The organism is Ideonella sp. B508-1, assembly GCF_000333615.1.
GTDB lineage: Bacteria > Pseudomonadota > Gammaproteobacteria > Burkholderiales > Burkholderiaceae_C > Ideonella.
On the sequence record NZ_BADL01000309.1, the window covers coordinates 1 to 10,277 of the forward strand.

Annotated in this window: 14 protein-coding genes and 1 tRNA gene; 3 read left to right on the top strand and 12 right to left on the bottom strand. The window is 66.4% G+C overall.

All coding sequences use genetic code 11. The features are described from left to right. Positions 1–113: 113 nt before the first annotated feature. On the top strand, positions 114–434 hold the full coding sequence (locus I73_RS13150) for a hypothetical protein (RefSeq protein ID WP_022979486.1): 321 nt from the start codon (positions 114–116) through the stop codon (positions 432–434). Positions 435–461: 27 nt separating this feature from the next. Here I73_RS13150 and I73_RS13155 read toward each other — a convergent pair. From I73_RS13155 to petA, 6 genes are all read right to left on the bottom strand, one after another. After that, positions 462–537 (bottom strand) — tRNA-Thr (locus tag I73_RS13155). A gap of 57 nt (positions 538–594) precedes the next feature. Next, positions 595–1,116 carry a ClpXP protease specificity-enhancing factor gene (locus tag I73_RS13160; protein ID WP_022981031.1) on the bottom strand — a complete coding sequence of 174 codons (522 nt, stop codon included), beginning with the start codon at positions 1,114–1,116 and terminating at the stop codon, positions 595–597. Between the two features lie 21 nt (positions 1,117–1,137). Beyond that, positions 1,138–1,749 carry a glutathione S-transferase N-terminal domain-containing protein gene (locus I73_RS13165; protein ID WP_022981032.1) on the bottom strand — a complete coding sequence of 204 codons (612 nt, stop codon included), beginning with the start codon at positions 1,747–1,749 and terminating at the stop codon, positions 1,138–1,140. A 115-nt stretch (positions 1,750–1,864) separates the two neighbouring features. Then, positions 1,865–2,614 carry a cytochrome c1 gene (locus tag I73_RS13170; RefSeq protein WP_026096684.1) on the bottom strand — a complete coding sequence of 250 codons (750 nt, stop codon included), beginning with the start codon at positions 2,612–2,614 and terminating at the stop codon, positions 1,865–1,867. 23 nt (positions 2,615–2,637) lie between these two features. Then, positions 2,638–4,059: a cytochrome bc complex cytochrome b subunit gene (locus I73_RS13175; RefSeq protein WP_022981034.1), complete on the bottom strand. Its 1,422-nt coding sequence runs from the start codon at positions 4,057–4,059 to the stop codon at positions 2,638–2,640. A gap of 39 nt (positions 4,060–4,098) precedes the next feature. Continuing rightward, a complete protein-coding gene (gene petA / locus I73_RS13180) occupies positions 4,099–4,695 on the bottom strand; it encodes a ubiquinol-cytochrome c reductase iron-sulfur subunit (protein WP_026096685.1) in 597 nt (198 codons plus the stop codon). Positions 4,696–4,899: 204 nt separating this feature from the next. Here petA and mscL point away from each other — a divergent pair, with 204 nt between their 5' ends. Further along, positions 4,900–5,322, top strand: a complete 423-nt coding sequence (mscL, locus tag I73_RS13185) for a large conductance mechanosensitive channel protein MscL (RefSeq protein WP_022981036.1) — start codon at positions 4,900–4,902, stop codon at positions 5,320–5,322. On the opposite strand, the gene pdxA is transcribed toward mscL, so the two are convergent. Continuing rightward, the gene (gene pdxA, locus I73_RS13190; RefSeq protein ID WP_022981037.1) at positions 5,323–6,348 is read right to left on the bottom strand and encodes a 4-hydroxythreonine-4-phosphate dehydrogenase PdxA; all 1,026 of its coding nucleotides are present in this window, start codon (positions 6,346–6,348) and stop codon (positions 5,323–5,325) included. After that, positions 6,345–7,094, bottom strand: a complete 750-nt coding sequence (locus I73_RS13195) for a Nif3-like dinuclear metal center hexameric protein (protein WP_022981038.1) — start codon at positions 7,092–7,094, stop codon at positions 6,345–6,347. Before I73_RS13195 ends, pdxA begins: the two co-directional genes overlap by 4 nt. Before the next feature lie 21 nt (positions 7,095–7,115). Here I73_RS13195 and I73_RS13200 point away from each other — a divergent pair, with 21 nt between their 5' ends. Then, complete coding sequence (locus tag I73_RS13200; protein WP_022981039.1) at positions 7,116–8,303, top strand: Do family serine endopeptidase; 1,188 nt, start codon at positions 7,116–7,118, stop codon at positions 8,301–8,303. 42 nt (positions 8,304–8,345) lie between these two features. On the opposite strand, the gene tatC is transcribed toward I73_RS13200, so the two are convergent. From tatC to I73_RS13220, 4 genes are all read right to left on the bottom strand, one after another. After that, on the bottom strand, positions 8,346–9,137 hold the full coding sequence (gene tatC, locus I73_RS13205) for a twin-arginine translocase subunit TatC (RefSeq protein WP_022981040.1): 792 nt from the start codon (positions 9,135–9,137) through the stop codon (positions 8,346–8,348). A gap of 44 nt (positions 9,138–9,181) precedes the next feature. Beyond that, a complete protein-coding gene (gene tatB, locus I73_RS13210; protein ID WP_022981041.1) occupies positions 9,182–9,679 on the bottom strand; it encodes a Sec-independent protein translocase protein TatB in 498 nt (165 codons plus the stop codon). A gap of 33 nt (positions 9,680–9,712) precedes the next feature. Further along, the gene (gene tatA / locus I73_RS13215) at positions 9,713–9,946 is read right to left on the bottom strand and encodes a Sec-independent protein translocase subunit TatA (protein ID WP_022981042.1); all 234 of its coding nucleotides are present in this window, start codon (positions 9,944–9,946) and stop codon (positions 9,713–9,715) included. A 98-nt stretch (positions 9,947–10,044) separates the two neighbouring features. Further along, on the bottom strand, positions 10,045–10,277 hold a 233-nt coding region (locus I73_RS13220; protein ID WP_026096688.1), incomplete at its 5' end, for an HIT domain-containing protein.

Here is a 10,277-nt window from a genome sequence, read left to right on the forward strand (position 1 = left end):
CGTCAACGGGGCTGAACAAAGCGTTTGAGTTTAGCACCGGGGGTTGTCACCCTCTGGACAGCCGCTTCTGGGGGGCGGCTGGCCTTTGAAGTGGGGCCGCTACACTGGTGGCCATGACGTCCCCACCCAAGCAGCAACCCCACACCCGGCCCGTGTCCGAGGCGCTGGGGGCCAATGCCATGCTGGGGCGGCTGCTGGAACGGCTGCGGGAATCGGAAGCGCGGCTGCGCTGCGTGCGCCAGGTGCTGCCACCGGCCATGCGCGCCCATGTGCGGGGCGGCGTGCTGGACGAGGAAGGCTGGAACCTGCTGGTGCCCAACAGCGCCGTGGCCGCCAAGCTGCGTCAGTGCCTGCCGCTGATCGAGCAGGTGCTGCTGGAGGAAGGCTGGGCGCGGGTCGCGCTGCGGGTGAAGGTCCAGGCGCCCGAGCGCTGAGCACCGCTCAACAGACCCTGAGGGGGGTGGTGCCGGCTGTCCGAATCGAACGGACGACCTACGGTTTACAAGACCGTTGCTCTACCAACTGAGCTAAGCCGGCAAATCAAGAGGCTGCGATTCTAGTGGCAAGCGCGGGTGGGCCCGTGCCGCCACGGCGTCACTTGATGCGCTTGAGTGCGGGGCGCGGTGTGGGCGCGGACGGCGGAGGTTCGTCTCCGTCGTTCTCGTCCTCGCTGGCCCGATCCGCCTCGGGTTCAACCGAGGCCAGACGAAGGCCGGTACCGCGTTCGGCCGCGGGCGCAGCGGCTTCCTCGCCCGCCTCTTCCGAGGGTGCCGTCGGCATCGGGAAGGCCATGCCCTGCCCGTTCTCACGGGCATAGATGGCCACCACGTGGTCCACCGGCACCAGGATCTCGCGCGCCACGCCACCGAAACGGGCCTTGAACTCGATGAAGTCGTTGCCCAGCTTCAGCCCGCTGGTGGCCTCGAAGCCCACGTTGAGCACGATCTCGTTGTTCTTCACGTACTCGAACGGCACCTGCACCGAGCGGTCGACAAAGACCGCCAGATAGGGCGTGAACCCGTTGTCCGTGCACCAGTCGTGCAGGGCACGGATCAGGTACGGACGGGTGGAACTGCCCTGGGCGTCGGCAGGTGGCGAGGGAGGCACGTTGCTCATCGGGACAGGCCTGTCTTCTTCTTACTTGCGCATGACCTTCTCGGACGGGGTCAGCGCCTCGATGTAGGCCGGGCGCGAGAAGATGCGCTCGGCGTACTTCAGCAGCGGTGCCGCGTTCTTCGACAGGTCGATGCCGTAGTAGTCCAGACGCCACAGCAGCGGCGCGATGGCCACGTCGAGCATCGAGAAGTCGTCGCCCAGCATGTACTTGTTCTTCAGGAAGATCGGCGCGAGCTGGGTCAGGCGGTCGCGGATTTGGGCGCGTGCCTTCTCCAGTTGCTTGTCCGTACCCTTGATGCCCCGGCCTTCGAGGATGTTCACGTTGGCGAACAGCTCCTTCTCGAAGTTGAACAGGAACAGGCGCACGCGGGCGCGGGCCACCGGGTCACCCGGCATCAGCTGCGGGTGCGGGAAGCGCTCGTCGATGTACTCGTTGATGATGTGCGACTCGTACAGGATGAGATCGCGCTCCACGAGGATGGGCACCTCGTTGTAGGGGTTCATCAGCGCGATGTCCTCGGGCTTGGCGAACAGGTCGACATCGCGGATCTCGAAATCCATGCCCTTCTCGAACAGCACGAAGCGGCAACGGTGCGAGTAGGGGCAGGTGGTTCCGGAATACAGCACCATCATGGCGGTGGGCTCCCTCAACAGCAAAACAGAATCGACAGACGCCGAAAACGGAAAAACGCAGCGTGCCTCGCGACACGCTGCGTGCGAGTCCAAACCTCGCGGCTTGGACAGGATTTTACTTGACGTCCTTCCAGTAGGCCGCGTTCAGGCGCCAGGCGAGGAACATGAACACGCCCAGGAACAGCAGAACCCAGACGCCCAGCTGCTTGCGCTGGATCTGCGCGGGCTCGCCCATCCACTGCAGATAAGCCACCAGATCGGCCACGGATTCGTTGTATTCCTGGGCCGTCATCAGGCCCGGCGTGGCCGGCGGCACCAGCTTGACATGGTGCTCACCGTTGGCCCTCTCTTCCACCTCGGCGGTCTGCTGGCCCTGCAGTTCCCACAGCACATGGGGCATGCCCACGCTGGGGAAGACGGTGTTGTTCCAGCCGGTCGGACGGGTGTCGTCACGGTAGAAGCCGCGCAGATAGGTGTAGAGGTAGTCCGCACCACTGCCCTGCGCACCAGCCCGCGAGCGGGCGATCACGCTCAGGTCCGGCGGATTGGCACCGAACCAGGCCTTGGCGTCCTTCGGGTCGATGGCCACCTTCATCAGATCGCCCACCTTGCCGCCGGTGAACAGCATGTTGTCCTTGATCTGCGCGTCCGTCAGCCCGATGTCGTGCAGACGGTTGTAGCGCATGAAGGAAGCGCCGTGGCAGTTCAGGCAGTAGTTGACGAACAGCTTGGCGCCATGCTGAAGCGCCGCCACGTCCGTCACCTTCTCGGTCGGGAACTTGTCCCAGGGCGCACCACCGGTGTTGGCCGACGCAGCGCCTACCAGGCACAGGGCCGCGAAGCAGCTGGCAATGAGTTTCTTCATCATGTTGTTGCTCCTGCCGAGGTTCAGTGCGGGTGGAAGGTCACGCGCTCGGGCACCGGCTTGAAGGTGCCCAGCTGGCTCCACCACGGCATCAGCAGGAAGAAGCCGAAATAGAACAGGGTGCCGACCTGGGCGATCAGGGTGCCGGTGTCCGACGGCGGCTGGATACCCAGGTAGCCCAGCACCACGAAGAAGACCACGAACACGCCATACAGCGCCTTGTGCCAGCTCGGACGGTAGCGGATCGACTTGACCGGGCTGTGGTCCAGCCAGGGCAGGAAGAACAGGATGATCACGGCACCACCCATCACCACCACGCCCCAGAACTTGGCGTCGAAGGTCTTGAGCAGGAGGATCGCGACCAGGGCCGCCACGATCACGCCCACCTTGGCCACACCGGAGAAGCGCCCCTTCAGCAGGGCAGCCACCGCGGCCAGGCCGATCACGCCGCACAGCACGTTGACCATCACGTCGGTCGTGGCACGCAGCATGGAATAGAAGGGCGTGAAGTACCAGACCGGCGCGATGTGCAGCGGGGTCTTCAGCGGGTCGGCCGGGATGAAGTTGTTGTACTCCAGGAAGTAGCCGCCCAACTCCGGCCCGAAGAAGATGATGGCGCAGAAGACCATCAGGAAGCCCGAGACACCCAGGATGTCGTGCACCGTGTAGTACGGGTGGAAGGGGATGCCGTCCAACGGGCGACCTTGCTCGTCCTTCTTGGCCTTGATCTCGACGCCGTCGGGGTTGTTGGAGCCCACTTCGTGCAGCGCGATGATGTGCGCCACCACCAGGCCCAGCAGCACCAGCGGCACCGCGATGACGTGGAAGCTGAAGAAGCGGTTCAGCGTCGCATCACCCACCACGTAGTCACCGCGGATCAGCAGCGACAGATCCGGGCCGACGAAGGGGATGGCCGAGAACAGGTTCACGATCACCTGGGCGCCCCAGAAGGACATCTGGCCCCAGGGCAGCAGGTAGCCCATGAAGGCCTCAGCCATCAGCGCCAGGAAGATGGCGCAGCCGAAGATCCACACCAGTTCGCGCGGCTTGCGGTAGGAACCGTACAGCAGCCCCCGGAACATGTGCAGGTACACCACCACGAAGAACGAGGAGGCGCCGGTGGAGTGCATGTAGCGGATCAGCCAGCCCCAGGGCACATCGCGCATGATGTACTCGACCGAGGCGAAGGCCACCGGCACGCCCGCCGAGTTCAGCGAGGCGTCGGGCTTGTAGTGCATCACCAGGAAGATGCCGGTGACGATCTGGACCACCAGCACCAGCAGGGCCAGCGAGCCGAAGAAATACCAGAAATTGAAGTTCTTGGGCGCGTAGTACTCGGACAGATGCTCCTTGTACAGCTTGGTGGCCGGGAAGCGGTTGTCCACCCAGGTCATCAGCTTCACGCCCAGCGGCGCGTCCGCCGGCGCGACTTTGAATTCAGCCATGTTGATGGTTGCCTTTCGTCTTGTCGTTGGGGGCGCCGATCAGGCCTTCTTGTCCTCGCCGATCAACAGCTTGGTGTCGGCCAGGTACATGTGGGGAGGCACTTCCAGGTTGTCCGGAGCGGGCTTGTTCTTGAAGACGCGGGCCGCCATGTCGAAGGTCGAGCCGTGGCAGGGGCACAGGAAGCCGCCCGGCCAGTCGTCCGGCAGCGAGGGCTGCGGGCCGGCGGCGAACTTGTCGGAAGGCGAGCAGCCCAGATGGGTGCACACGCCGATCACCACCAGGTATTCCTTCTTGATCGAGCGCCACTCGTTCTTGGCGTACTCGGGGATGGGGTAGGCCTTGCGCTCGGACAGGGGGTCGGCCAGCTCGTTGTCGTGCTTGCTCAGGTTGTCCACCTGCTCGGGCGTGCGACGGACGATCCAGACCGGCTTGCCGCGCCATTCGACGGTCATCTTCTCGCCCGGCTTGAGCGCGCTGATGTCGACCTCGACCGCGGCGCCGGCCGCCTTGGCGCGCTCCGACGGCGCGAACGTGCTGACGAAAGGCACGGCCGTCGCCACGCCACCGACGGCACCGGCACAACTCGTGGCAATCAGCCAGGTGCGCTTGCCTTGGTCCACCGCGTTATCACTCATGGGGGTCCTTCTAGGAGCTTTGGAAAGACAGGCAGACCTCTGGGTGTCTGCTCTCGGGCAATCTCACATTTTAGTGAGGGGTACAACACTTCCAATTCGATCTAGCGCAATCCGACGCAACTTGTTTGGCGCTATGGATTGACACTTCGGGCATCCGGGCAATACTGCGCCCGAAGCACTTATACCCAACGTCAAGGAGCACCCATGGGGTTCATGAGCGAATTCAAGGAGTTTGCCGTCAAGGGCAATGTGGTCGATCTGGCGGTCGGTGTGATCATCGGTGGCGCCTTCGGCAAGATCGTCGACTCGGTGGTCACCGACCTGATCATGCCTCTGGTCGGTCGGGCCATCGGTGGACTGGATTTCTCGAACTATTTCGTGCAGCTCTCGGGAGCGCCCGCGGCCACGCTGGCGGAGGCGAAGAAGGCCGGCGCCGTCTTCGCGTACGGCAACTTCCTGACCGTGCTGCTCAATTTCGTGATCCTGGCTTTCATCATTTTTGTGATGGTCCGTCAGATCAACCGCCTGCGGAAGGCGAATGAACCCGCACCGGCACCAGCCCCGGAACCGGTGACGCCGGAAGATGTGCTGCTGCTGCGCGAGATCCGCGACGCGCTCAAGCGCTGATCAGCGCGCACCCAGCAGGCGGCGGGCCATCCGGGCCGCCGCCACCAGGCTGGCGGCGCTGGCCACGCCCCGCCCCGCCACATCGAAGGCCGTGCCGTGGTCGGGGCTGGTGCGGACCAGGGGCAGGCCCAGGGTCACATTGACCCCCTCCTCGACGCCAAGGTACTTGACCGGGATGAGGCCATGGTCATGTGTCATGGCCACCACAAAGTCGAATTCACCGGGATGCCCCGGCGCATGGCGGGCGCGCATGAAGACCGTGTCCGGGGCGTAGGGGCCGCTGGCATCGATGCCTTCGGCCCGCGCGGCCTCAATCGCGGGAGCGATCAGGCGGATCTCCTCATCGCCGAAGAGCCCCCCCTCCCCCGCGTGGGGATTGAGGCCGGCCACCGCGATGCGCGGGGCCGACAGGCCGAAGCGCCGGCCGGCCGCATGGGTGATGCGCAGGGTCTCGAGGATGCCCGGCATGTCCAGCGCCTCAATGGCCCGGCGCAACGCCAGGTGGATGGTCACCAGCACCACCCGCAGTTCCTCGTTGGCCAGCATCATCCGCACCGGCGGCAACATGCCGTCCACCGCGCACAGCGACTGCAGCAGCTCGGTGTGGCCGGGGAAGTGCACGCCCGCAGCGCCCAGGGCTTCCTTGTGCAAGGGTGCCGTGACGAGTGCACTCGCCTGCCCCGCCTGCAGCAGCCCCACCGCCCCGGTGATGCACGCCGCGGCCGCGGCACCGGCGCGGGCATCCACCTGTCCCCAGGGCAAGGCGCCCAGCCCGGCGGGCAGGCCGGGCGGTTGCCACACCGGCAGACAGCCCGGCGGACAGCGGTCCCAGTCGCCCACCGCCTCCAACCAGGCCACCGGCAGGGACAGGCCCGCCGCGTGCGCCCCGCGGCGCAGCGCGCCCACGTCGCCGACGACCAGGGCATCGGCCAGCTCGCCTGCGGCAAAGGCCTTGGCGATGATCTCGGGACCGATCCCGACGGGATCGCCCATCGTGACCAGCAAGCGGGGCTTGCGGGCGTTCATGCGGGATTGGGCAGGTCGATGAACTGGTGCTCCAGCCCGAACTGGGCGGCCAGACGCGCCCCCAGGGCCGGCGCGCCATAACGCTCGGTGGCATGGTGGCCGCAGGCCAGGAAGGCCACGCCCGTCTCACGCGAGAGGTGGGCCTGCGGCTCGGAGATCTCGCCGGTCAGGAACGCGTCCGCACCCGCGGCGATGGCCGCCTCGAAGTAGCCCTGCGCGCCCCCGCTGCACCAGGCCAGGCGCCGCAGCGGGCGGCCATCGCCGGGCAGCACGGTGGGCGTACGGTCCAGATGGGATTGCAGGTCGGCAGCCAGCTGTTCCACGGTGGTGGCACCGTCCTGGGTGCCGACAAAGCCCAGGTCCTGCTCACCGAAGCGGCCATCGACCCGCCAGCCCAGCCGGGCGGCCCACTGGGCGTTGTTGCCCAGCTCGGGGTGGGCGTCCAGCGGCAGGTGGTAGGCCAGCAGATTGATGCCGTGCGCCAGCAGCCGCTCCACCCGGGTCTTGAGCCAGCCGGTCAGCCGGCCGTCATGGCCACGCCAGAACAGGCCGTGGTGCACCAGGATGGCATCGGCCTGGACCGCGATGGCCGCGTCGATGAGCGCCAGGCTCGCGGTCACCCCGGAGACGATGCGCCGGATCTCGGCGCACCCCTCGACCTGCAGACCGTTCGGCCCATAATCCTTGAACCGCTCCGGCTGCAGCCATTGGTTGAGGCAAGCCTCGATCTCCGTTCTTGCCGCCATGGGCTTCTTCCTCGACGTGTCATGCGCAGAATCTGGCTCATTTTCGCCCAATCGGTCACCGTCGCGGTGGCCGTGGTCTTCGTGCTGGGGACCTTCAAGCCCGGCTGGCTGCAGCAGACCCCGCGCATGGCCTGGCCCCAGACCGCCCCCGCCGCGCCGGCATCCGGCGTGCCCGTCCAGGTGTCCGACGACCCGCTGCCCACGCAGCCGCTGAGCGTGGCCGCCCGCAAGGCGTCGCCCGCGGTGGTCAGTGTGACGGCCAGCAAGACCAGCAAGGCGAACTCCGCCAATCCCCATGCGGAAGATCCCTGGTTCCGCTACTTCTTCGGACAGCGGGGCAACCAGCAGGACGCTGAGGATCCACAGCCCCAGATCGGCCTGGGCTCGGGCGTCATCGTCTCTTCCGAAGGCTATCTGCTGACCAACAACCATGTGGTCGATGGTGCCGACGAGATCCAGGTACAGCTCTCTGACGGCCGCACCGCCAAGGCCCGCCTCGTGGGCACCGACCCGGAGAGCGACATCGCCGTGCTGAAGGTGGACCTGGACCGCCTGCCCGTGGTCAGCCTGGGCCGGATCGACCAGGTGCTGGTGGGCGACGCGGTGCTGGCCATCGGCAACCCCTTCAACGTCGGCCAGACCGTCACCTCGGGCATCGTCAGCGCCCTGGGCCGCAGCGGCCTGGGTCTGTCCACCTTCGAAAACTTCATCCAGACCGATGCGGCGATCAACCCCGGCAACTCCGGCGGCGCGCTGATCGACGTGAACGGCAACCTCATCGGCATCAACACGGCCATCTACTCCCGCTCAGGCGGCAGCATGGGCATCGGCTTTGCCATTCCCATCGACCTGGCGCAGCAGGTGATGAACGGTCTGGTGCGGGATGGTCAGGTGACGCGCGGCTGGATCGGTGTGCAGCCGCGCGACCTGGACCCCGAGTTCGCCCAGAACTTCAAGATCCCGGTGGCCGAGGGCGTGCTGATCACCGGCGTGCTGCAGGACGGCCCGGCCAGCAAGGCCGGCATGAAGCCGGGGGATGTGGTGGTGCGCATCGCGGGTCAGCCCATCCGCAACACCGCGCAGCTGCTCAATGTGGTGGCGGCGCTGAAGCCGCAGACCGACGCGGTGGTGGGCGTGCTGCGCGGACAGCAGGCCGTCGACCTGAAGGTCCACATCGCCCAGCGCCCCCGCCAGCAGACGCAGCAGTGAGCGAACCGGGCGCCCCGCCAGGGCGCCCGCGTGACGCGCCGCTCAGGCGGTCTTGTCAGAGCCGGCCGAATCGCTGTCCGGGAACTGCGTGTGCTTGATGAACACGCCGGCGGCCACGATGCCGAGCTCGTAGAGCAGGCACATCGGGATGGCCAGGGACAGCTGCGAGACGATGTCCGGCGGCGTCAGGATGGCGGCGATGATGAAGGCCAGCACGATGAAGTAGCCGCGGAATTCACGCAGCTTGGCCACCGAGACGATGCCCATGCGAGCCAGCACGACCACCGCCACCGGCACCTCGAAGGCAGCACCGAAGGCGATGAACATGGTCAGCACGAAGCTGAGGTAGGCCTCGATGTCCGGCGCCGCGGTGATGCTGTGGGGCGCGAAGCTCTGGATGAACTTGAACACCTTGCCGAAGACGAAGAAGTAGCAGAAGGCCACCCCGGTGAAGAACAGCACCGTGCTGGAGATGACCAGCGGCAGCACCAGCTTCTTCTCGTGGCTGTACAGGCCCGGCGCCACGAAGGCCCAGACCTGGTAAAGCACCACCGGCAGCGCCAGCAGAAAGGCCGCCATCATGGTGATCTTGAGAGGCACCAGGAAGGGCGAGATCACATTGGTGGCGATCATGGTCGCGCCGTGCGGCAGCGATGCCACCAGTGGCGCCGCCAGCAGGTCGTACAGGCCGGCCGGCCCTGGCCAGATGGCCAGGACGCCGAAGGCCACGCCAACCGCCAGCAGGGCCCGCACCAGGCGGTCCCGGAGCTCGATCAGGTGGGTGACGAAGGGGGCTTCGGTGCCCTCCAGCTCGTCGCGAGGTTCTTGGCTCATGTCACTACCACCCAGCCACGGCGTGGGTCTGGGGCCGTGTCAATTCAGACCCCGGAGCGGGGCGGACGGAACCGGGCCACGCGCGCGGCACCGGACTGCACATGCATGCGCACGCCTTCGCGCTGCTTGTACCAGCGGGGCACCGCCCCGCGCTTCATGCGCCAGCGCTTGCGCGGTGGCTGGTAGGCCGGCGTCCAGCCCGAAGACGCCACGGACTCCGGCGGCGTGGTCTCCAGGCCGGCGTACTCGGAACTGCTCTCGGGCTTCCAGGCGCTCTCGACGGCGCTGGCCGCCTGCTGCACCTCTTGCTGCACGCTTTGCGTGACGTCGCGTGCGGCCGTCTCGAACTGGGACTTCATCTTGTGAAGCTCCTCCAGTTCGATCGAGCGGTTGACCTCGGCCTTCACGTCCGCGACATAGCGCTGGGCCTTGCCGATGAAGTGCCCCACGGTGCGGGCCACGCGCGGCAGCTTCTCCGGGCCGATGACGATCAGGGCCACCGCGCCGATGAGGGCCAGCTTGTCGAAGCCGAAATCGATCATGCTGCAGGCAGGACGAGGTCAGGCATCACGCGCTCAGGACTTGGGGCGTGCGTCGACGTCCACCGTGTTGCTGTCGGCGGTCGACTGCTTCGCGGTGACCTGCGGGGGGGCGGCTTCATCGCTCTCCGCACCCGTCTTCATGCCGTCCTTGAAGCCCTTGACGGCAGCACCCAGGTCGGTGCCCACGTTCTTCAGCTTCTTGGTGCCGAAGATCAGCACCACCACGACCAGCACGATCAGCCAATGCCAGATGCTGAACGATCCCATGTCAGTTCTCCAGAAAACGAATCTTGCAATTCTACGGGGGGCTCAGTGACACTTTGCGTCAAGCCCGTGTCACGGACCCGACAAGCCACAAAGCCTGATCAGCCCTTGGCCCAGGGGCGCGGCCCGCCGATGACGTGCATGTGCAGGTGGTAGACCTCCTGCCCGCCATCACGCCCGGTGTTGATGATCTGACGGAAGCCCCCGGTGACGCCCAACTCGGCCATCAGTTGCGGGGCCAGCACCATCATCTTGCCCATCAGCGCCTGCTCGGCCGGCGTGACATCCGCCATGGTGGCAATGTGGGTTTTGAAGAGGATGAGGAAGTGCACCG

Excerpts from the sequence above, each read along its gene's own strand:
- I73_RS13150 (WP_022979486.1), top strand. The coding sequence starts at position 114 with ATGACGTCCCCACCCAAGCAGCAACCCCACACCCGGCCCGTGTCCGAG.
- I73_RS13160 (WP_022981031.1), bottom strand. The coding sequence starts at position 1,116 with ATGAGCAACGTGCCTCCCTCGCCACCTGCCGACGCCCAGGGCAGTTCC.
- I73_RS13165 (WP_022981032.1), bottom strand. The coding sequence starts at position 1,749 with ATGATGGTGCTGTATTCCGGAACCACCTGCCCCTACTCGCACCGTTGC.
- I73_RS13170 (WP_026096684.1), bottom strand. The coding sequence starts at position 2,614 with ATGAAGAAACTCATTGCCAGCTGCTTCGCGGCCCTGTGCCTGGTAGGC.
- I73_RS13175 (WP_022981034.1), bottom strand. The coding sequence starts at position 4,059 with ATGGCTGAATTCAAAGTCGCGCCGGCGGACGCGCCGCTGGGCGTGAAG.
- petA (WP_026096685.1), bottom strand. The coding sequence starts at position 4,695 with ATGAGTGATAACGCGGTGGACCAAGGCAAGCGCACCTGGCTGATTGCC.
- mscL (WP_022981036.1), top strand. The coding sequence starts at position 4,900 with ATGGGGTTCATGAGCGAATTCAAGGAGTTTGCCGTCAAGGGCAATGTG.
- pdxA (WP_022981037.1), bottom strand. The coding sequence starts at position 6,348 with ATGAACGCCCGCAAGCCCCGCTTGCTGGTCACGATGGGCGATCCCGTC.
- I73_RS13195 (WP_022981038.1), bottom strand. The coding sequence starts at position 7,094 with ATGGCGGCAAGAACGGAGATCGAGGCTTGCCTCAACCAATGGCTGCAG.
- I73_RS13200 (WP_022981039.1), top strand. The coding sequence starts at position 7,116 with ATGCGCAGAATCTGGCTCATTTTCGCCCAATCGGTCACCGTCGCGGTG.
- tatC (WP_022981040.1), bottom strand. The coding sequence starts at position 9,137 with ATGAGCCAAGAACCTCGCGACGAGCTGGAGGGCACCGAAGCCCCCTTC.
- tatB (WP_022981041.1), bottom strand. The coding sequence starts at position 9,679 with ATGATCGATTTCGGCTTCGACAAGCTGGCCCTCATCGGCGCGGTGGCC.
- tatA (WP_022981042.1), bottom strand. The coding sequence starts at position 9,946 with ATGGGATCGTTCAGCATCTGGCATTGGCTGATCGTGCTGGTCGTGGTG.